The organism is Variovorax sp. Varisp53 (genome assembly GCF_059491555.1).
Window position 1 is genome coordinate 1,798,012 of sequence record NZ_CP168512.1, and the last position, 20,013, is coordinate 1,818,024.

The following is a 20,013-nucleotide window of genomic DNA, read 5'->3' on the forward strand; positions in this document are numbered from 1 at the left end:
GGATGGATGGATGAACGAAGGCCCACTGTGCGCCCCCGTGTGCCCCGGCGTGCGTAGGCCTGTTTCCTACCCATGCGCCGGGCAGGGTCCGCAAGGCGGGGCAACAGAGGTTCAGCTCTGGATGTACGTGGTCAGCTGCTCGATGGTGGCCTCGTGGTCCGAGATGATGTCGTCCATCAGGTCCTGGATGGAGATCATGCCGATGACCTTCTCGCCGTCGACCACCGGCAGGTGGCGAAACTTGCGCTGGCTCATCAGCGTCATGCAGGCGCGCGTGCGGGTCTGCGGGGTGACGGTCATCACGTCGGGCGTCATGATGTCGCGCACCTTCACTTCCTTCGAGTTCTTGCCCTGCAGCGCGACCTTGCGGGTGTAGTCGCGTTCGGACAGGAAGCCCACCAGCTTCTCGCCGTCCATCACCATCAGCGCGCCCACCTCGAAGCGCGCCAAGGTGGAGAGCGCATCGAACACGCTGGTGTCGGGGGAGGTGCGCCATGCTGCGGAATCATGGCGCTTGAGCAGTTCGGAGACGGGTTTCATCGCGGGTAACTCCATCAAAGGGTTTCGATTCGACCGACGCTCGGGCGCCGCACTCGGTCAAATCATAGGGGCGATGACTGCCCCCGCGATGCAAACCCCCTAGGGGATTGCGCGTGTTTGCAACGCACGCGCAATGCGCGAGAACTTAAGGCTGGGCGGGCGCGGCGGCCAGCATGCGGCTCAACGCCACGGGATCGCCCACCACTGTCTTCACAAGGCCCTTCTCGTCGAACTGCACCTGGAACTCCGACCAGCTGTCGCGCCAGTAGCGCCACACGGGCGCGTCGAGGCTGGGGTTCTCGCTGGCAACCGGGTAGCCGATGGCCATCAGCACCTGCTCGCGCGTCATGCCGGGCATCACCTTCACGGCGAGGATGGCGTCGCGCACGGCGGGCGGGAAGGCCGCCATCTTCTGCTTCGGGTCTTCGGTCACCACATAGCGCTGCGCGAACGCAGGCAACGGGATGTTGCGGCTGTAGTCGTTCTTGATGCGCTGCGGCTTGCCGGCCAGATCCAGGTTGAACCAGCGGAAGTCGTACGCGGTGATGCGCGCCGGCGTGCCCACCGCGACGATGCTCGTGCCCTGCTCGTCGTAGTTGATGTCGCTGATCGAGTCGCCGTAGGTGCGCATGTTGCAGCACAGGTAGCCGTTGATCATGGGGCCGGGGGGAGGAGAGGGCCGCTGGGCATGGGCGACGGTGACGGTCGCGGGCACGACGATGGCTGCCAGCAGGGCGGCAGCGGCAAGGCGCTTGAACATGGATTTCCCTCGAAGTTGTTGGAGTGGCTGCGCGGGGCAGCGCGCGGATTCTAGGATCGAACAGGCCCGAAGCGAAGGCAGAATGCCCGCATCCAGCTATCGAAAGCGTAGCAACAAGGTCCCGTTCAGGTTCCCGGTTCACAATGCGCACCCGGCCCCCTTTCGGTGGCCACCCCATTCCCAAACAGCGCGAAAGAAAGAGCCAACCGATGGCGATCCAGTGGTTCCCCGGTCACATGTATGCGACCCAGAAGGCCATCACCGAGCGGGTGAAGGACATCGACGTGGTCATCGAACTGCTCGATGCGCGCCTGCCCGGCTCCAGCGCCAACCCGATGCTGGCCGAGCTCACGGCCGGGCGGCCCACGCTGAAGGTGCTCAACAAGCAGGACCTGGCCGACCCCGCGCGCACCGCACTCTGGCTGGCGCACTACAACGCGCTGCCCGCCACGCGCGCCATCGGGCTCGATGCGAGCCAGACCACACCCGCGCAACAACTCGTGAAGGCCTGCCACGAGCTTTCACCCAACCGCGGCGGCATGGCCAAGCCGATGCGCGTGCTGATCTGCGGTATTCCCAACGTGGGCAAGTCGACCCTCATCAACACGCTCACCGGCGGGCGCAAGGCCAAGACCGGCGACGAGGCCGGCATCACCAAGCTCGAACAGCGCATCACGCTGGCCGACGACTTCTACCTGTGGGACACGCCCGGCATGCTGTGGCCGCGCATCATCGTGCCCAAGAGCGGCTACAACCTCGCAGCCAGCGGCGCGGTGGGGCGCAACGCCTTCGACGAGGAAGAGGTGGCGCTGGAATTGCTCAACTACCTCAAGACGCACTACGCCGCGGGCGTGGCCGCGCGCTTCAAGCTCGTGGAGCTCGACACCGAGACCATGGCCGGCATGAAGGACGAAGCGCTGCTCGACACCATCGGCCGCAAGCGCGGCGCGCTGCTGGGCAAGGGCCGCGTCAACCTTCAAAAGGCAGCGGAGATCGTGATGCACGAGTTTCGCGCGGGCAACCTGGGGCGGATCACGCTCGAAACGCCCGACGAGTTCGCGCTGTGGCTGGCCGATGGCCAGCGTGCCGATGCCGAGCGCGCGGCGAAGAAGGCGGCGCGCAAGCACAGGGGCAAGCCGAAGCCCGAGATCGCGCCCGAACAGGACGCCTGAGAGAGCGCCTGAGAGACGCCCGCCACTCCGGCGCGAAGAGCGCCGCTGTCGCCAATGCAACTGTTCACTACCCCGCCCGTCACGCGCGTGACGGCGCTTGTCCTGCGTGGTTCGTAGAGTGGCTTGAACCGCTTCTCACACCCGCCCCCGCAAAGGACACGCCATGCTCGAAACCTTCAAGGCTCTCAACGAAACCGCATCCTTCAATCGCTGGGCCGGCATCGAGGCCACCCAGGCCGGCAACGGCGAGGCCGAGCTGCGCATGAAATGGCGCAAGGAAGACATGGGGCAATACGCCGGCTTCCTCCACGCGGGGATGATCTCCGCACTGCTCGATACCGTGAGCGGCTACGCAGCCGCCACGCTGGCCGGCCGCGTGATGACCTCGCACTTCTCGGTGAACTTCATGTTACCGGCCGTGGGTCAAGCCTTCGTGGCACGCGCACGGGTGGCGAAGGCCGGGCGCAAGCAGGTGTTCGTTGCGTCCGAGCTTTATGCGCAACCCGAAGGCGGAGGCGACGATGCGCTCAAGCTCGTGGCGACGGGGAACGCCATCCTGGTTCCGGTGGAAGAGGCTGCGGCGAAGCCGGCTGCCTGAGCTTCAGCCCGAACAGCGGCCGAAGCCAGTTCACGCGGCGGATCAGCCCGTCGGTCAGCGCCCAGCAGCCAAACACCGTGAGCGCCACCAGCAGCGCGGGCTCCAGCACCGGGCCGAGCGCAAGCGGCGCCAGCGCGCTCGCGGCGGCGATGATCAGCGTCTGGTGCAGCACGTACCACGGGTACACCGACTCGTTGGCCCAGCGAAGCCAGGGCCATGGGCGGTTCAGGTGGCTGTGGGCATGGCCGAGGATGGCCGCGACGGCCAGCCACAGGTAGAGCACGCGCAGGGTGTCCATCGGCAGGCCGGACGCCGGGCCCATCGCGCCGGTCCGTAGCGCGATGAGGGCGGCGATCACCGCGACCGCCAGCGCGAGCGACACCCGGCGCAGCCGCTCCAGCTCCCTCCACACGTCGGTGTCCACGCCCATCCAGTAGCCGTAGAGGAACATCGTGAAATACAGGCTGTGCAGGTGGAAGTCGCGCACCAGGTTGTGCGTGGGTGGAAAGCGCGAGGCCAGCAGCGTGGTGAAGACGAGCAGCGGCACCGCCGGCAGCATCAGCAGCTTCCAGCCCCGCAGGCCGTTGAAGCCGCGCCGCAGCCATTGGCCGGCGGCGGAATTCCACAGCGGCAGCGTCAGCGCGACCAGCGCCGTGTAGGTGAACAGATAGGGCAGGTACCAGAGGTGGTTCCAGGTGATGCCGAACTCCGCGCCGTCGAAGGCCCGCTTCGGCCAGGGTTCGGCCATCGACAGGTAGCGCAGCACGAAGGCGCCGAAGCCTGGCGCGACCAGCCCGTTGGCCACGCCCTGCGCATAGGCCTGGTACGGCACGATCACCGCCATGCCGAAGGCCAGTGGCAGCATCAGCCGCAGGCCCCGGCTGCGCAGCAGGCCCCAGGTTCCCTGGCCCCGGCTCAGGAAGCCGAGCGACACGCCCGAGACCAGGAAGACGAGGTCCATGCGCCAGAGGTTCAGGATGCGCATCGGCCACTGCAGCCATTCGGCCGCGTGCGGGCTCTTGAGGTGCCAGGGCCAGTCGGCCACGTAGTACATGCCCGCGTGATAGAGGATGACGAACAGGAAGGCCAGCGCGCGCAGGGCGTCGATGTCGTGGCGGCGATGGCAGGGCGGGTTGGCGGCGATGTTCATCGCAAGCTCCTCGAAGCAAAGAAGCCGCGATGCTCGGGCCCGTGGCGGCTGCGCGGCGTATCCGGGGGACGGATGCCCCCCGCTTTGTGACGAGCGGTGGCCCCGAGGGACGAAATTCACTGCCCCCGGGCCCGTTTTCGGGAGAATCCCGCCCCATGGGAGACCCACGCAGGAACCTCTACGAGCGCTACGAGCCGATCCGCCGCCCCGTGGAGGTGGCGTTCTGGATCGTGCTGATGGCCCTGCAGACCGTGTTCAGCACGATGGTCGCGATCGTCGACATGCGCACGCGCGCTGTGCCGCGCGCGAACTGGGAGGTCGCGACCTGGGAAGGGTCGAGCCACCTGGTGCTGTTGCTGCTGATCCCGGCGCTGGTCGCCGTCGAGCGCCGGCTGTCGCCGCTGGCGCGCGGGCACTGGGTGCGCTTCCTGGCCTGGCATGCGTTGGCGAGCGTGGCGTTCAGCGTGGTCCACGTGGTGGGCATGTTCGGGTTGCGCGCAGTCGTCTACGCGATCGCCGGCGAGCGCTACGACTTCGGCGGCTGGGTCGACCAATGGGGCTACGAGTACCTGAAGGACGTGCGGGTGTACGCGAGCATCGTCTTCGGCATCTGGGCCTATCGGCTGTTCATGCTGCGGCTGCAGGGCGAGGCGCGGGTGCTCGATGCGCCGGAGGCTCCGGCGGAACCGGAGGGAGCCGCACCCGCCGAGCCCGAAGCCTTGTCGCCACCCGTGCGCCCCGAGCGCTTCCTGGTGCGCAAGCTGCGCCGCGAATTCCTCATCGCCGCTACCGACATCGACTGGCTCCAGGCCGAGGGCAACTACGTCGGCCTGCACGTCAACGGCCATGACTACCTGCTGCGCGCCACGCTGACCGACTTCCTGGCGCAGCTCGACCCCGTCCGCTTCGTTCGGGTGCACCGAAGCCATGCGGTGAACCTGGGCCGAATCAAGGAAATCGAGCCGCTGGACGGCGGCGATGCGCGGCTGCACATGCACGACGGCACCACCGTGCCCTGCAGCCGCCGCTACCGGGACGCGTTGCGCGCCAGTGCGGGCTGAACAGGTGCATGGCGGGCTCACGGCAGTCCGTTTTGGTTCATTGCGCACCATCAAAGAGCTTTCAGGCACCATTTTTGCTTCATTGGCCCACCCCTACAGGTCATTCGGGTGCGGCGCACCAATCCAAATCAAAAATCAGCAAGAAGCTTCAATGGACGCACTCAAACAGGGCGCAGACGCGCTGTTCATCCTTCTCGGCGCCATCATGGTTCTGGCCATGCACGCCGGTTTTGCCTTTCTCGAACTGGGCACCGTACGCAAGAAGAACCAGGTCAATGCGCTGGTGAAGATCCTGGTCGACTTCTCGGTCTCGACCATCGTGTATTTCCTCGTGGGCTACGGCGTGGCCTATGGCACGCATTTCTTCGTCGGTGCCACCGAGCTGGCGGAAAAGAGCGGCTACGAGCTGGTGAAGTTCTTCTTCCTGCTCACCTTCGCGGCAGCGATCCCGGCCATCATCTCGGGCGGCATCGCCGAGCGCGCCAAGTTCTGGCCGCAGCTGATTGCCACGGCCGTGATCGTCGGTTTCGTCTACCCGCTGTACGAGGGCATCGCATGGAACAAGCACTTCGGCATCCAGGGCTGGATCGCCTCGCTCACGGGCCACGAGTTCCATGACTTCGCGGGCTCGGTGGTGGTGCACGCGGTGGGCGGCTGGCTCGCGTTGCCGGCGGTGCTGTTGCTCGGCGCGCGGCGCAACCGCTACAGGGGCGACGGCTCGCTGAGTGCGCATCCGCCGTCGAACATCCCGTTCCTCGCGCTCGGTGCGTGGGTGCTGTGCGTGGGCTGGTTCGGCTTCAACGTGATGAGCGCGCAGAGCATCGACAAGATCTCCGGCCTCGTGGCCGTCAACTCGCTGATGGCGATGGTCGGCGGCACGCTGGTCGCGCTGGCCATGGGCAAGAACGACCCCGGCTTCGTCTACGACGGCCCGCTCGCCGGCCTGGTGGCCGTGTGCGCCGGCTCCGACCTGATGCATCCGCTGGGCGCGCTGGTGGTGGGCGGCGTGGCGGGCGCGATCTTCGTCTACATGTTCACGCTGGTGCAGAACAAATGGAAGATTGACGACGTGCTCGGCGTGTGGCCGCTGCACGGCCTGTGCGGCACCTGGGGCGGCATTGCGGCGGGCATCTTCGGCACGCAGGCGCTGGGCGGCATCGGCGGGGTGAACGTGTGGGCGCAGCTCATCGGCACCGTCATCGGCGTGGCCTGGGCCGCGCTGGCGGGTGCGGCGGTGTATGGCGCGCTCAAGGCTTCGGTGGGACTGCGGCTGTCGCAGGAGGAGGAGTTCGACGGCGCCGACCTGTCGATTCATCACATCTCGGCCACGCCCGAGCGAGAGGTCAACTGGTAATCGCCAGCCATCGCAGCAGGATGGGCCTGCTTGGGCTATTCTCGGCGCCCCTTACAACTGCCGAGGAGTAGAACCCATGACAAGAACACCCGCCCGCTGGCTGCGCCGCGGCATCACCGCACTGGCCGGCAGCCTGTTGATGCTTTCGTTCGCGGCGCAGGCCGGCGCCCCGCAGGTCAAGACCCAGGCGCCTGGCTTCTACCGCATGATGCTCGGCGACTTCGAGGTGACCGCGCTGTTCGACGGCACCCTCGACCTCGAACCCAAGAAGCTGCTCACCAACACCACACAGGCGCAGGTCGGCAAGCTGCTCGATCGCGGCTTCGAGAAGGACGCCGTGCCCACCTCGGTGAACGGCTACCTCATCAACACCGGCAGCAAGCTGGTGCTGGTCGACACCGGTGCCGGCGGCCTGTTCGGCCCCACGCTCGGCAGCCTGCAGGCCAACCTCAAGGCTGCGGGCTACCAGCCCGACCAGGTCGACGACGTGCTCATCACCCACATGCACGGCGACCACGTCGGCGGCCTCGTGCAGGACGGCAAGCTGGTGTTCCCCAACGCCACCATCCATGCCGGCCAGGAAGACGCCGACTTCTGGCTGAGCAAGGCCAACCTGGAGAAGGCCCCCGCCGAGATGAAGGACTTCTTTCAGGGCGCGATGGCGTCGCTGAACCCGTACGTGGAGGCCGGCAAGTTCAAGGGCATGAAGGGTGGCACCGACCTGCTGCCCGGCATCAAGGCCGTGCCCGCCCACGGCCACACGCCGGGCCACAACATCTACGTCGTCGAGTCCAAGGGCCAGAAGCTGGTGCTGTGGGGCGACCTGATGCACGTGGCCGCCGTGCAGTTCGCGCAGCCGCAGGTCACCATCTCGTTCGACGTCGACTCGAAGCCGGCGGCGGTCGAGCGCAAGAAGGCGTATGCGGATGCGGCGAAGGGGCGCTACCTCGTGGGCAGCGCCCACCTGCCGTTCCCGGGGCTGGGGCACGTGCGGGCCGAGGGCAAGGGCTACGTGTGGGTGCCGGTGGACTACCAGCAGGTGCGATAGCCGGCTGAATGGATGAAGCCCGAGCGGCGCGGCCCGGTGTTGCTGCGTCCTCGGGCGCGAATGCGCGCCCTGTAGCAAACTGGCCGACCGCTTCGCCTTAACCATTCGCCCCATGACTCAATCTCCCCCCGCCCTCGAAGTCCTCCCCCGCGACCTTTCTGCGTACCGCAAGGGCAACGTCGGCGTCGACTACGTGCACCGCTTCGAGTCCGGCAAGCCCGGCCCGCACGTGCTGATCAACGCGCTGACGCACGGCAACGAGATCTGCGGCATGACGGCGGCCACGCACCTGCTCGACAACAACGTGCGCCCGAAGATCGGCACGCTCACCGTGAGTTTTGCCAACGTGGCCGCGTACGAGTCCTTCAACAAGGCGCTGCCCTTCGACAGCCGCCAGCTCGTGCACAACCTCAACCGCATCTGGTCGCCCGAGTGGCTGGACGGCACGGAGGACAGTCCCGAGCTGAGCCGCGCGCGCATCCTGCGCCCGGTGGTGGATGCGGCCGACCACATCCTCGACATCCACTCGACCAGCCAGCCCGTCGTGCCGTTCTGGGTCTATCCGGCATTCGAGCGCAACGCCAAGGTCGCGCTGGCCATCGGCCGTCCCTCGGTGCACCTCGTGATGCCCGACGGCCTGGGCTCGGGCACCCCGCTGATCCAGTACGGCAGCCACGGCGGGCCGGACGGCAAAGGCGTGGCGATGGTGGTCGAGTGCGGCCAACACTTCCTGCGCTCGGCATCGGAGCTGGCGACGGCCGTCACGTACGACTTCCTCGCCTACTTCGGCCTCGTCGACAAGAACCTGGCCGCGCCTGCGCCCGAGCCGCAACGGCGCTTCCAGCTGCTGCAGACGCACGTCATCAAGTCGCCGGACTTCGCCTTCGTGCGACCGTTGATCGGTTTCGAGACCTTCGCCAAGGATGAGCTGATCGCGACCAACGGCGACGAGGAAATTCGCGCGCTGTGCGACGACTGCACGATCTTCATGCCCGCGCAGCGCGTGATCGTGGGGCGCGAGGCGGTGTATTTGACCAAGCCGATCTGAGGCCGGCCAGTCAGCAGATCAGGAGGTGCCGCGGCTTGTCCGTGGTGCTGTAGTCCGCGTGCCAGTAGTGCGGGTCGTCGCAAGGGCTGAATACGGCTTCGGCGCGGGCATGGCGGCCGTCGAAGTGCTTGTCGAGCGTGACATGGACCGAGCCGGGGTCGGGCCAGTCGATACCGGCGTCGCAGACTCGGTTGCCTGCTGAGACCTCGGCCGCGACGACGGCTTGCAGCGCAGGGTGCAGGCGGTCGTTGAGCAGGGCGAGGATGTTGCGCTGGCTGCCGGGGCGGATTGATGTGGCGAGGCAGGCTTCGGTGAACATTGGCTGAACGGTCATCGTTCGCCTTGTATTCAGGCTGCTGAGAATGCCTTGGACTTCGGAATCGTCCTGCCCCGGCATTTCGGGTAGTTGGCGCAGCCCCAGAAGCTTCCCTCGCTCTTCGATGAGTTCCTTTCGACCATCTTCGTACCGCAACTGGCGCAGGTGGGCCGCCAGTATTCGCCTTCATAGGCTACGGCGAGCAATGCGGCCTGCTGTTCCGGCGTGCGTTGGCCGATCAACTTGAGCAAGGCCGCGCCATCCTGCGCGTGAATGCCGTTGGTCTTCGCGAAGGCGAGGGCTTCGGCGGAGAAAGTCGAGCTCGTCACGTAGGTGCCGCCTTTGAGCTGGTGCGATGCCATCACACCGAAGAACTCGCGCATCTCCTTCACGCCCACGACCTTACTCTGCCAGTGCTTGCATTGAACGATGCGTGGGACGTCGCTGTGCTTGGAGTGAAGCCAGATGTCGATGCCGCCGTCCGCGCCATGCGATTGGCTGCGCGTGGTGAATCCGGCTTGGGCGTAGAGCGCTTCGCACAGTGCTTCGAAGCGGCGCCATTCAATGGCGGCAAGCACACCCGGGCTCCATTGCGGTTCGCGTTGTGGCGTGGGCTCGGAGGGAGAAGGGCTGGATTGAGAGGGCGCCGGGGCCAGTCCAGGCTCGTGCCGAGGGGCAAAAGAAGAGGATGGCTTGGGCCGGGACGGCTTGGCCGCAGGCGGCTGCGGTGCCGCATGTTCCACCTCTGGCAGGGACGTCTTGCGGGTGGCGAAGTAGTGCAAACCCAGCAGCACCACACCAATGGCCAATGCTGCCCAGCCCGCCGGCCGAAGAGCCGGACCGAGCGTGCCGATGATGGAGCCGTGCATGAAACTCGGTCCCACCAAAAAGATGACGCCGATGATGGCCGCCATCCATCCCTTGCCTGCCAGTTCCCTCCGCGCGCGCTCGCGGCGCCGCTCGGCTCTTGTTTGTTTGGCCATTGCTCCAACCCACCCCTTGTATGAGTAGCGCGAGTTTAGGAGCTGGGCGAAATCAGGAGTTCAGGGTGAGTACTCAGGCCGCGATGAACAACGCCGGGTCCACCATCGCCCGATTCAGCATCACCGACCAATGCAGATGCGGCCCCGTCACCCGCCCGGTCGCACCCACGGCGGCCAGCGCTTCACCGGTCTTCAGCACGTCATCGACCTTCACGTCGATGCGGCTCAGGTGGCAGTACATGGTCAGCAGGCCGCCGCCATGGTCGAGCCAGACGGTGCCACCGTTGAAGAAATAGTCGCCGGTGTCGATCACCTTGCCGGGCAGGGGCGCGAGCACCGGCGTGCCGGTACCGGCTGCGATGTCCATGCCGCTGTGCGGATTGCGCGACTGGCCGTTGAACACGCGGCGCAGGCCGAAGGAGCTGGAGCGGCGGCCGGGAACGGGCACGCGCATCTGCAGTACGGTATCGGGGTGCATGTCGGTGAGGGTGGCCATCACGCTGGTGAGGTGGTCGCGTTCCTTGGCGTAGCGCGCCTCGTCCTCGGGCGACAGGTCGACGGTGCGCGGGGCCACGGTGAGGCGCTGCTCGCGGTATTGCTTCGGGGCCACGGTGTAGGCGATCTGGCGTTCGGGCTTGCCTTCGGCGCGCACGGTGATGCTTGCCTCGCCGGGCTCGGTCGCGAGGGGGATGCCTACCAGCGCGGTCCATTCGATGGCATCGCCCACCACCAGCAGGGGGATGTCGCCCGCGAAGGCCTGGGGCCGCTTGGCCGACGGGCCCAGCGACAGGCGGGCGACGCCGCCGGGCACCTGCAATGCGCGGGGCCATACGCCGGGTGTTGCGGCTGGCTGCTTCTTTGCGGTCGACTTGATCGCAGCGTTGGCGTGCATCGCGGCGATCAGGCCGATCGTGCCGAGCACGGCGCTGCGGCGGTTGAGGGCGAGAGTTGCGAGGAAAGAGGAGGGCGTTTGCTTCATGTGAAGAGGACGGGAATAGGTTGGATGGAGGGTGCTATTCGCTCCAGGTTCCGGGCGCCAGGCCATTGAGCGTGTGAGGCCCGATTGCCGCGCGGATCAGTCGCAGCGTCGGAAGCCCCACGGCTGCCGTCATCCGCCGCACCTGGCGGTTGCGGCCTTCGCTGATCGCCAGCTCAAGCCACGCGGTGGGAATGTTCTTGCGTTCGCGGATGGGAGGCTGCCGCTCCCAGACTTCGGGCGGTGGATCGAGCAGCCGCGCCCTGGCCGGTCGCGTAGGGCCATCATTGAGTTGCACGCCGCTGCGCAATGCTGCGAGCGCTGCCTCGGTCGGCACGCCTTCCACCTGCACCCAGTAGATCTTCTCCATCTTGAAGCGCGGATCGGCGATGCGCGCCTGGAGCTTGCCGTCGTCGGTGAGCAGCAGCAGGCCCTCGCTGTCGGCATCGAGCCGGCCGGCGACGTAGACGCCGGGGATGTCGATGAAGTCCTTCAGGCCGCGCCAGCGGCCCTCGGGCGTGAACTGGCTGAGGACGCCGTAAGGCTTGTTGAAACGGATCAGGCGGGAAGAGCTCGGAAAAGTCATGAGCGCACAGGATAGCCCGGGTCTGTCCTGCAGCATCCGGACCGCCTCGGGGATTCCAATCGGCTCATCACACAGGAGAACCCGGCATGACGATGCGAAGCCACATCCCTCTCGCGTGCGTGGCGGCGGCAGCAGGCCTTTCGATGGCCGCCTGCAGCAGCTCATCCCTGCGCGTCGGCGGCGCGCCCGAGGCGAGCGTCAAGAACTGCGTCGCTGCGGCCGCGCGCGAACTGCGTGTGCCGCCCGGCAGCATCGTGGTGGACAGCGGCACGACGCCGCGCGACGGCGTCTACACGATCAACCTGAAGGTCGGGCCGCAGGGACGCTCCGCCGTGTGCACCACCGACGAGAACAGTGCGGTGCTGGGCGTGGTCTACAAGCGGCCCGGATAGCGGCGCAGGGCTTACTTGCCCCAGCTGTCCCGCATCCCCGCCGCGCGGTTGAACACGGGCTTGCCGTCCGCGCTGGCCTTGGCGTCGAGCACGAAGTACCCGTGCCGCTCGAACTGAATGCCGACACCGGCTTCGGCCTTGGCCAGCGAAGGCTCGACGAACGCCGAGCACACCTCCAGGCTCGCCGTGTTCAGCTCGTCCAGCAGTTCACCGCTGCCCGGATGGGCCGCGGCAAACAGCCGCTCGTACAGCCGCACCTCGGCCTGCACCGCATCCGCGGCCGCCACCCAGGTGATGTTGCCCTTTACCTTGATCGCATCCGCGCCGGGCGTACCGCTCTTGGTGTCCGGAACCAGCGTGGCCTGCACTTCGACGAGTTTGCCGCTCGCATCCTTGGTGCCGCCGGTGCATTCGATGACGTGGCCGTACTTGAGCCGCACCTTGTTGCCCGGGAACAGGCGGAAGAAGCCCTTGGGTTGCACTTCTTCGTAGTCGGTGCGTTCGATCCATACCTCGCGGCCGAGCTTGAACTCGCGATGGCCCATCTCGGGGTGGTGGGGGTGAACCGGCGCCGAGCAATCGTCGAGCGTGCCGTCGCCGCCCATCAACTCGCCCCAGTTGGTGATGACGAGCTTGACCGGGTCGAGCACGGCCATCGCGCGCGGGGCGATCGGGTCCAATGTGTCGCGCAGCGCGGCTTCGAGGCTGGCGTAATCGATCCAGCCGCCTGACTTGGTCGTGCCGCTGCGTTCGCAGAACAGCCGCAGCGCCTCGGGCGTGTAGCCGCGGCGGCGCAGGCCGGCGATGGTGGGCATGCGCGGATCGTCCCAGCCGTCGACGTATTTCTCTTCGACCAGCTGGCGCAGCTTGCGCTTGCTGGTGAGCACGTGGGTCACGTTGAGGCGGGCGAATTCGTACTGGCGCGGGTGCGGGCTGGCGACCAAGCCGCCTTCGGCGAGACGGTCGAGCAGCCAGTCGTAGAAGGGGCGCTGGTCTTCGAACTCCAGCGTGCAGATGCTGTGGGTGATCTGCTCCAGCGCGTCCTCGATGGGGTGCGCATAGGTGTACATCGGGTAGATGCACCACTTGTCGCCGGTGTTGTGGTGGGTGGCCCGGCGCACGCGGTACAGCGCGGGGTCGCGCATGTTGATGTTGGTGCTGGCCATGTCGATCTTCGCGCGCAGGATGGCGGCGCCGTCGGCCACCTGGCCGTCGCGCATGGCGCGAAAGCGCGCGAGGTTTTCCTCGGGCGTGCGGGTGCGGAAGGGGCTGTCGGTGCCGGGCGTGTTGAAGTCGCCGCGGTTCGCACGCACTTCATCGGCGGTCTGTTCGTCAACGTAGGCGAGGCCGGCGCCGATGAGGTATTCGGCGGCCTCGTACATGAAGTCGAAGTAGTTGCTCGCGAAATACTCGTGCGGCTGCAGCGTGCCTGGGGCGCTGGGGCGGTCGGCGAGGTAGGTTTCGTAGCCCAGCCACTTCACCGCGTCGCGGATGGAGTCGACGTATTCCTGGTCTTCCTTCTCGGGGTTGGTGTCGTCGAAGCGCAGGTGGCTCACGCCGCCGTATTCCTTGGCCAGCTCGAAGTTGAGCCAGATGCTCTTGGCATGGCCGATGTGCAGGTAGCCGTTGGGCTCGGGCGGAAAGCGCATGCGCACCCTGGCCGGGTCGGCCATGCCCTGGGCGTGGTGGGTGGCGTTGCCGGGCGATCCGCCCCATTTGCGGCCAGAATAAGCACCCTGTGCGAGATCGTTCTCGATCACGTGGCGCAGGAAATTGCTTGGTGCAGCGGTCGTTTTGGCGCCGTTTTTGTCGGTCGGGGAGGTCATTGCTTCATTCTAGAGGGCACCCCTTATAGGTTACCTTTGGCAACGTTCTTCACAATGCCCGGTGCACCCCCTTTGCATTTGCCGCGTTCAATACATCCATGGGCGGTTCAGATCCGAACGCAGCCCACAGAAACAAGGAGTCCAGGATCATGAGCCTCACACGTTCAACTTTCTTCAAATGGGCCACCGCAGGCGTGGTGGCAGCCGGTGCACTGTTCGCAGCCACTTCCGCCAGCGCCCGCGGCGACGTGAGCTGGTCGGTCGGTGTCGGCCTTCCCGGTGTGGCAGTGGGCGTGGGCGCTCCGGCCTACTACCCGGCGCCGGTCTATGCGCCGCCGGCACCCGTGTACTACGCACCCCCGGCCCCGGTCTACTACAACCCGCCGCCCGTGTACTACCGTCCGGCCCCTGTCTACTACGGTCCGCCGGCCTACTACGGCCCGCGCTACTACGGTCGCGGCTACCACCACGGCCACGGCCACTGGCGCTAAATCGCAACGTCATTCGTGACTGAATGAAAAAAGCCGGCCCCCAAAGGGCCGGCTTTTTCTATGGGCGCGTGCCAGCCGATTTCACATGGCGCGAAAAAGATGGGCGTACAAGCGGCTGACCGGGATCTTCTCGGCCCTGCCACGCAGCATCAGGTGCAGCTTGCCGGCCTCGTCGCGGTGCACCGATTCGATGGCCGAACTGCGCACCACCACCGCCCGGTGCACCTGCCAGAAGGTGTCGGCGTCGAGCTGGATCAGCAATTGCTTGAGGGGCGTGCGGATCAGGTATTCGTGCGAGGCGGTCAGCACGCGCAGGTATTTGTCGGCGGCTTCGAAGTACAGCACTTCGTCGATGGGCACCATGCGCACGGTGCTGCCGCCGGCGTCGCTGGCGGCGATCATGCGCAGCGGGGCGGGGGGCGTTGTTGCCGCGCCGGCTCCGGCGGCCGTCAGTACCTGGCGCCACTGGGCTAGCGTTCGTTCGAGCGCTTCGTCGGCCACGGCGGATGTGGGCGCAGGTTGCCGCGCGGCCAGTGCCTGCTGCAGCCGGCCCACGGTCTTGCGCAGGCGCCCGGGCTGCACGGGCTTGAGCACGTAGTCGATGGCTTGGGCCTCGAAGGCGCGGGTGGCGTATTCGTCGTAGGCCGTCACGAACACCAGTTGGGGCATCGGCGCCTCGTCGACGGGCCAGTTGTCGGCCAGTTCGGCGGCGGCACCCAGGCCGTCGAGGCCGGGCATGCGGATATCGAAGAACAGCACCTGCGGCTGCAGGCGCAACGCCTCGCGCACGGCGCTGCGGCCGTCGCCTGCTGTGGCGACGATCTGCAGTTCGGGCCATGCGGCGGCCAGCTCGGCCTTGAGGGCTTGAGCGAGCAGGGGTTCGTCTTCGGCAATGAGGGCGGTCGGGGTCATCTGGTTGTTGTTGTGGATGATGTTGTTCAGACGGGCGAGGGAAGGCTCAGCGTGGCGCGGGTGCCGCCGGCGCGCGAGGGCGCGAGGCTCATGCGGCCCTGCGCGCCGTATACCGTGGCCAGCCGCTCGCGCACCTGCTCGAGCCCGAAGCCGCTGCCTTCAGAAGGCGGTGCGGCATCGAGGCCCACGCCGGTGTCGCTCACCTCGATCTCCAGCAGGCCGGCCTGCCTGCGGGCGCGCACGACGATCTCGCCGCCTTCCACCTTCGGCTCCAGCCCGTGGCGAATGCTGTTTTCCACCAGCGGCTGCAGCAGCAGCGGCGGTACGGGCGCATCGCGCAGGTCGTCCGGCAGGTCGAGGGTGTAGCGCAGGCGCTCGCCCATGCGCACCGACATCAGTTCGAGGTAGTCGCCCAGCCGCTCGAACTCGGCCGACAGTGGATGCGACAGCGCGCGCGAGCCGCTCAAGGTCATGCGCAGGTAGCTGTTGAGCCGGTCGAGCATGGCCACGGCGCGCGGCGGGTCGACAGTGATCAGCACGCGCAGGTTGGCCAGCGTGTTGAACAGCATGTGTGGCTCGAGCTGCGTCTCCAGCAGCTTGAGCCGCGCCTCCGTGGCGTTGCGCTGTGCCAGCTCGATCTGGCTGCGCATGTGCTTGCTTTTGCCAAGGCTGTAGAAGAAGAAGCACATGCCGACCGTCGCGATGATGGTGATCGTGGCGGCGGTGGCCAGCTTGTGGTCCTTGAATTCGAGAAAGTCGAATCGAGGCGCGCCGAACCAGGCGTCGCCGATGAGATTGCCGACGAAGAAGCCGACGACCATGCCCATGACGATCAGGAGAAAGCCCGCCGGCCATCCTGGCCAGAGGGTTTCGCGGTGTCCGCTGATCAGCAGCCGGCCGATGTCGATGAAGAGCCAGCTCACGGTGCCGATCGCCAGCGAATAGACCAGGTGGCCAGCCCAGTTGCCGCCGCCGGTGAGGGTCATCGCGATGGCGATGAGGCAGCAGAAGACGGCGGTGATCAGGCCATGCCGCAGCATGCTCCGCAGGTTCTCGGGCGCGAACCTGTTGCTTGCAGCAGGCAGGCCTGCGCTCACCCGCGGTCCCCGGCGCCCAGTGCGCGGCGCTCGCGCTCCAGCAGCCTGTCGTAGAAGCCACCGCCGGCCACGAACCAGACCACGGCGCCATGGATCAGCAGGCCCAGGCCCCAGCCCATGAGCGGGTACATCGCCCAGCTGTGGCCATGTGCGGCAGAGAGCGTCACGAGACCGAGGTTGACCAGCACGTAGACAAAAGCGTGGATGTACCAGCCCATCTTGGCGCCGGCGCGGCGACGGGCGCGACGTTCGATGTCGGAGCGGGCGGGGTTCGATGCGAAGTGGTTCATGACAACTCCTTGTATTGGACAGGAATGAAATCCGAGGCGGCCAGCGGTGGCGGCGATGTCGCCTGCAAGGCCGCGCGCTGCCGCAGTTCCTCGGTCGTTTCGCCCGGCCCGTCGGGCTTCCAGCCCGGCGGCTTCACGAGGTAGCCGACGAAGGCGCGCACCGAGCGGGCCGAGGCGAGGTCGCGGAACAGCGCGCGCCAGTGCGTGAACTCGATCTCGAAGAGGTTGTACGAGGTGACCGGGTTCACCAGCCCGTAGCGGCAGGGAATGTCGGCGCGCTCGGGAATGTAGGTGCCGAACAGGCGGTCGAACACGATCAGCACGCCGCCGTAGTTGCCGTCCAGGTATTCCAGGTTGGAGGCGTGGTGCACGCGGTGGGCCGAGGGGGTGTTTAGCACCCATTCGAGCGGCCCGAGGCGCGGGATCCAGGTTGCGTGGATCCAGAACTGGTACAGCAGGTTCAGCGTGAGCATCAGCAGGATCACCCGCGGCGGCATGCCCAGCAGCGGCGCCAGCATGAAGAAGGCCAGCGTGCCGGTGAGGCGGCCGGTCCAGCCGAAGCGGTAGGCGGCCGACAGGTTCAGCTGGTTCGGCGAATGGTGGATGGCGTGGGTGCACCAGAACCAGCGCACCCGGTGCGCCGCGCGGTGGTACCAGTAGTAGCAGAACTCCTGGCCGATGAAGCAGGCGGCCCAGCCGGTCCAGTGGTCCATCGGCAGGGTGAAGAGGCGGTGGGCGTAGAACCAGTCCATCGCGCCGCTCCAGAAGGCCAGCGGCAGCAGCCAGCGCAGCGGGTATTCGCGCACCAGGAAGTCGACCACCGAGATGCCGGACGCCTTCCAGTCGTAGCTGCGCCAGCCGTTGCGCCAGGACAGCACGAGCGCCTCGGCGATGGAGGCGGCGAGCACCACCGTGACGGAGATCTTGAGGATCAGCAGGAGTACGTTCATGGCGGTGATTTCCTGGGGGCTGCAGCTCGGAATCTTAGGCGGCGCGGACCGTGGCCGTCATGGCGTCAGTACGGATGGCCAGCTTCCACAGGCGCACCGCACGGGCCGCGAAGACACCGCTGAAGGCACCGTACAGCACCGGGATCACGAGACCGAAGGCCGCCTGCTGGCGCAGTTCGGGGTGCATGGCCAGGGCCGCACCCACCACGTACTTGGTCAGGAAGATGCCCATCATGAGCATCAGTGGCACCGGGCTACCCGCCACGTGGAAGCGGCGCGCTGCCGCGTCGTAGCGGGTGGTGGCGGGCAGCGGGCGCTGCAGCACCAGCGCCAGCATCGCCACTGCCGCGGCTGCCCAGCCGAGCAGGGCGCCGAAGGAATCGCCGAAGACCGAGACCACGCCGTAGACCGACAGCGCTCCCATGGCGACGGGCATCAGGGTGATGCGGCCCAGGCTCACGTTGTTGGCGAGCAGCTGCCTGGCGCCGAGCCACAGCAGCAGGAAGAACACGGCGAAGACCCACTTGGGCGTGTGAAGGACGATTTGCATCAGCATGGCGGCGCTCCGTTGAAGTGGAAGGTTGAATCGATGCAGCGGACTGTGCCGACGCACGCCCGTTCCTGCCACGGGCGTGCGACGAAATGCATGCGGGCGGCGCGAACTGCAGCCCGAAGGCGTGAATTGCGCTTGATCGCGTATGTCGGCGGGCAGCTTTACCGTCGCTTTACGGCGTAGCAAACAGCCGGACTACCATTCCGCGCTGTACTACGCTGGTCCGCACTCCTGCCCTGCATTTCCTGCACGCACCGTCCATGGAACAAGAAAAACCATCCGAGCCCCTGCCTCCCACCGTCTCGCCCACACATCCGACGGTGCGCAGGCGCCGCTGGGTCGGCGGGCTGCTGACGCTGCTGCTGCTCGTGGCACTGGGCGGGGGCGCCTGGTATCTGATCCAGCGGTCGAAGACGCCCGTTCCCGGTGCCGGCGGCGGCCCCGGTGCCGGACGGCAGGGCGGGCCCGGTGGTCCGGGCGGCCCGGGTGGGCGCGGCGGCGGTGGCGGGGCCTCCAGCACGGTGGGCATCGCCACGGCCAGGCAGGCCGACATCCCCGTGCAACTCGAAGCGCTGGGCACCGTCACGCCGCTGGCCAACGTGATCGTCCAGCCGCAGGTGTCGGGCGTGCTCACGGCCGTGCTCTTTCAGGAAGGGCAGATGGTCAAGAAGGGCGACGTGCTCGCCACCATCGACCCGCAGCCGTTCCAGAACGCGCTGGCGCAGGCCTCGGGGGCGCGGCAGCGCGACGAGGCGCAGCTGGCGGCGGCGCGCGTCACGCTGCAGCGCTACCAGACCCTGCTGGGGCAGGACTCCATCGCCCGCCAGGACGTGGACACGCAGGCCGCGCTGGTCAAGCAGCTCGAAGGCACCGTGGCCATCGACCGCGCCAACGAGAACACGGCCAAGCTCAACCTCGCCTGGAGCCGCATCACCGCGCCGGCGAGCGGGCGCATCGGCCTGCGGCCGGTGGACGCGGGCAACTACATCTCGACCGGCAGCACCAACGGCGTGGCGACCATCACGCAGATCGCGCCCATCGACGTCGAGTTCGCCATTCCCCAAGACCGCGTGCCCGAAGTGCAGGAGCGCCTCGCGCAGGGCGCCAAGCTCGACGCCACCGCCTTCGACCGCACGCGCACGCGCCGGCTCGCGAGCGGTACCTTCGCCACCCTCGACAACCTGGTCGACACCGCGACCGGCACCGTCAAGGCCAAGGCCCGTTTCTCCAATGCCGACGAGGCGCTGTTCCCGAACCAGTTCGTCAACCTGCGGCTGCTGCTGCGCACCGTGAGCAGCGCGGTGGTGGTGCCGGTCACGGCGCTGCGCCACGGCCCCAACGGCGACTATGTGTATGTGCTGAACGACGACAGCACGGTGTCGCAGCGGCCGGTGACGCGCGGTGAATCGAGCGTGGACAACGTGGCGGTCATGTCGGGCCTGAAGGCCGGCGAACAGGTCGTGACCGAAGGCGGCGACCGGCTGAAGGATGGCGCGCGGGTGCAGACCCAGGCCGAGCGACCAGCCGGCGCGGCATCGGCGCCCGCGGGCGGCACGCATCGCGGCCGCCGCCAAGGCGGCCAGGGCGGTGGCGCCGGTGGTGCGGGCGCGCCCAAGGCGGGTGAAGCCGGCACGGGTGCTGCTCCTGCCTCTCCGGCAACCCCCGCGGCTCCCGCGGCATCCCCGGCCCCTGCCGCTCCCGCGACCCCCGCCAAGCTCCCGACCGCCGAGCAGCGCCAGCGCATGCTCGATTCCGCCAAGGACAACCCCGAGCAGCTCGAACGCCGCAAGCGTTTCCTCGAAGCTCTGGACCGCGGCGATCCGGCGGCGCTGGAGCGCTGGCAGCGCATGTCCGAAGGCCGCGGCGGCGAAGGCGCGCAGGGCAGGCGCGGCAACCAATGACGGGCGGTC

At 67.4% G+C, this 20,013-nt stretch carries 22 protein-coding genes; 9 read left to right on the forward strand and 13 right to left on the reverse strand.

From position 1 onward, the window contains the following. Nucleotides 1-111: 111 nt before the first annotated feature. Together ACEOAB_RS08305 and ACEOAB_RS08310 are read right to left on the reverse strand one after the other, a co-directional pair. Complete coding sequence (locus ACEOAB_RS08305) at nucleotides 112-540, reverse strand: CBS domain-containing protein (RefSeq protein ID WP_413749238.1); 429 nt, start codon at nucleotides 538-540, stop codon at nucleotides 112-114. A gap of 145 nt (nucleotides 541-685) precedes the next feature. Further along, a complete protein-coding gene (locus ACEOAB_RS08310; protein ID WP_056587675.1) occupies nucleotides 686-1,300 on the reverse strand; it encodes a cell envelope protein SmpA in 615 nt (204 codons plus the stop codon). Between the two features lie 209 nt (nucleotides 1,301-1,509). Between ACEOAB_RS08310 and ylqF the strand changes: the two genes are divergently transcribed. Further along, on the forward strand, nucleotides 1,510-2,472 hold the full coding sequence (gene ylqF, locus ACEOAB_RS08315) for a ribosome biogenesis GTPase YlqF (protein WP_413749239.1): 963 nt from the start codon (nucleotides 1,510-1,512) through the stop codon (nucleotides 2,470-2,472). Nucleotides 2,473-2,635: 163 nt separating this feature from the next. Then, nucleotides 2,636-3,070 carry a PaaI family thioesterase gene (locus ACEOAB_RS08320; protein ID WP_413749240.1) on the forward strand — a complete coding sequence of 145 codons (435 nt, stop codon included), beginning with the start codon at nucleotides 2,636-2,638 and terminating at the stop codon, nucleotides 3,068-3,070. Here the strand turns inward: ACEOAB_RS08320 and ACEOAB_RS08325 are convergent. Then, nucleotides 3,000-4,220 (reverse strand): acyltransferase family protein, encoded by a 1,221-nt coding sequence (locus ACEOAB_RS08325; RefSeq protein ID WP_413749241.1) that lies wholly within the window; start codon nucleotides 4,218-4,220, stop codon nucleotides 3,000-3,002. The genes ACEOAB_RS08320 and ACEOAB_RS08325 overlap by 71 nt on opposite strands. A 155-nt stretch (nucleotides 4,221-4,375) precedes the next feature. Here ACEOAB_RS08325 and ACEOAB_RS08330 point away from each other — a divergent pair, with 155 nt between their 5' ends. The 4 genes from ACEOAB_RS08330 to ACEOAB_RS08345 all read left to right on the forward strand — a co-directional run bounded on the left by ACEOAB_RS08330 (nucleotide 4,376) and on the right by ACEOAB_RS08345 (nucleotide 8,731). Next, the gene (locus ACEOAB_RS08330; protein ID WP_413749242.1) at nucleotides 4,376-5,281 is read left to right on the forward strand and encodes a LytTR family DNA-binding domain-containing protein; all 906 of its coding nucleotides are present in this window, start codon (nucleotides 4,376-4,378) and stop codon (nucleotides 5,279-5,281) included. A 151-nt stretch (nucleotides 5,282-5,432) separates the two neighbouring features. Beyond that, a complete protein-coding gene (locus ACEOAB_RS08335; protein ID WP_495653595.1) occupies nucleotides 5,433-6,635 on the forward strand; it encodes an ammonium transporter in 1,203 nt (400 codons plus the stop codon). A 76-nt stretch (nucleotides 6,636-6,711) separates the two neighbouring features. Then, nucleotides 6,712-7,683, forward strand: a complete 972-nt coding sequence (locus ACEOAB_RS08340; protein WP_413749243.1) for an MBL fold metallo-hydrolase — start codon at nucleotides 6,712-6,714, stop codon at nucleotides 7,681-7,683. Between the two features lie 112 nt (nucleotides 7,684-7,795). Continuing rightward, nucleotides 7,796-8,731, forward strand: a complete 936-nt coding sequence (locus ACEOAB_RS08345; protein ID WP_413749244.1) for a M14 family metallopeptidase — start codon at nucleotides 7,796-7,798, stop codon at nucleotides 8,729-8,731. Nucleotides 8,732-8,741: 10 nt separating this feature from the next. Here the strand turns inward: ACEOAB_RS08345 and ACEOAB_RS08350 are convergent, their stop codons facing one another. The 4 genes from ACEOAB_RS08350 to ACEOAB_RS08365 form a co-directional block, all read right to left on the reverse strand. After that, nucleotides 8,742-9,065 carry a hypothetical protein gene (locus ACEOAB_RS08350; protein ID WP_413749245.1) on the reverse strand — a complete coding sequence of 108 codons (324 nt, stop codon included), beginning with the start codon at nucleotides 9,063-9,065 and terminating at the stop codon, nucleotides 8,742-8,744. Nucleotides 9,066-9,079: 14 nt separating this feature from the next. Further along, entirely contained in the window at nucleotides 9,080-10,030 is a 951-nt protein-coding gene (locus ACEOAB_RS08355) for a restriction endonuclease (protein WP_495653596.1), read from the reverse strand. Nucleotides 10,031-10,103: 73 nt separating this feature from the next. Next, nucleotides 10,104-11,009 carry a peptidoglycan DD-metalloendopeptidase family protein gene (locus tag ACEOAB_RS08360; protein ID WP_413749247.1) on the reverse strand — a complete coding sequence of 302 codons (906 nt, stop codon included), beginning with the start codon at nucleotides 11,007-11,009 and terminating at the stop codon, nucleotides 10,104-10,106. A 34-nt stretch (nucleotides 11,010-11,043) separates the two neighbouring features. Further along, nucleotides 11,044-11,592 (reverse strand): rRNA large subunit pseudouridine synthase E, encoded by a 549-nt coding sequence (locus tag ACEOAB_RS08365; RefSeq protein ID WP_413749248.1) that lies wholly within the window; start codon nucleotides 11,590-11,592, stop codon nucleotides 11,044-11,046. 86 nt (nucleotides 11,593-11,678) lie between these two features. Between ACEOAB_RS08365 and ACEOAB_RS08370 the strand changes: the two genes are divergently transcribed. After that, complete coding sequence (locus ACEOAB_RS08370) at nucleotides 11,679-11,984, forward strand: hypothetical protein (RefSeq protein WP_413749249.1); 306 nt, start codon at nucleotides 11,679-11,681, stop codon at nucleotides 11,982-11,984. 11 nt (nucleotides 11,985-11,995) lie between these two features. Here the strand turns inward: ACEOAB_RS08370 and ACEOAB_RS08375 are convergent, their stop codons facing one another. Beyond that, nucleotides 11,996-13,810 carry a glutamine--tRNA ligase/YqeY domain fusion protein gene (locus ACEOAB_RS08375; RefSeq protein WP_413749250.1) on the reverse strand — a complete coding sequence of 605 codons (1,815 nt, stop codon included), beginning with the start codon at nucleotides 13,808-13,810 and terminating at the stop codon, nucleotides 11,996-11,998. Nucleotides 13,811-13,959: 149 nt separating this feature from the next. On the opposite strand from ACEOAB_RS08375, the gene ACEOAB_RS08380 reads away from it, so the two are divergent. Beyond that, entirely contained in the window at nucleotides 13,960-14,301 is a 342-nt protein-coding gene (locus ACEOAB_RS08380) for a hypothetical protein (RefSeq protein ID WP_056587714.1), read from the forward strand. 81 nt (nucleotides 14,302-14,382) lie between these two features. On the opposite strand, the gene ACEOAB_RS08385 is transcribed toward ACEOAB_RS08380, so the two are convergent. The 5 genes from ACEOAB_RS08385 to ACEOAB_RS08405 are packed head-to-tail and all read right to left on the reverse strand — an operon-like array spanning nucleotide 14,383 to nucleotide 18,106. Continuing rightward, on the reverse strand, nucleotides 14,383-15,213 hold the full coding sequence (locus tag ACEOAB_RS08385) for a LytR/AlgR family response regulator transcription factor (RefSeq protein WP_413749251.1): 831 nt from the start codon (nucleotides 15,211-15,213) through the stop codon (nucleotides 14,383-14,385). Between the two features lie 26 nt (nucleotides 15,214-15,239). Beyond that, nucleotides 15,240-16,253, reverse strand: coding sequence for a sensor histidine kinase (locus tag ACEOAB_RS08390; RefSeq protein ID WP_495653831.1), 1,014 nt, complete (start codon nucleotides 16,251-16,253; stop codon nucleotides 15,240-15,242). A 53-nt stretch (nucleotides 16,254-16,306) separates the two neighbouring features. Continuing rightward, the gene (locus ACEOAB_RS08395; protein WP_413749252.1) at nucleotides 16,307-16,600 is read right to left on the reverse strand and encodes a 2TM domain-containing protein; all 294 of its coding nucleotides are present in this window, start codon (nucleotides 16,598-16,600) and stop codon (nucleotides 16,307-16,309) included. Continuing rightward, complete coding sequence (locus ACEOAB_RS08400; protein ID WP_413749253.1) at nucleotides 16,597-17,550, reverse strand: sterol desaturase family protein; 954 nt, start codon at nucleotides 17,548-17,550, stop codon at nucleotides 16,597-16,599. Before ACEOAB_RS08400 ends, ACEOAB_RS08395 begins: the two co-directional genes overlap by 4 nt. 34 nt (nucleotides 17,551-17,584) lie before the next feature. Further along, complete coding sequence (locus tag ACEOAB_RS08405; protein WP_413749254.1) at nucleotides 17,585-18,106, reverse strand: DUF6622 family protein; 522 nt, start codon at nucleotides 18,104-18,106, stop codon at nucleotides 17,585-17,587. Between the two features lie 257 nt (nucleotides 18,107-18,363). On the opposite strand from ACEOAB_RS08405, the gene ACEOAB_RS08410 reads away from it, so the two are divergent. Continuing rightward, a complete protein-coding gene (locus tag ACEOAB_RS08410; protein WP_495653597.1) occupies nucleotides 18,364-20,004 on the forward strand; it encodes an efflux RND transporter periplasmic adaptor subunit in 1,641 nt (546 codons plus the stop codon). Nucleotides 20,005-20,013: the final 9 nt, after the last annotated feature.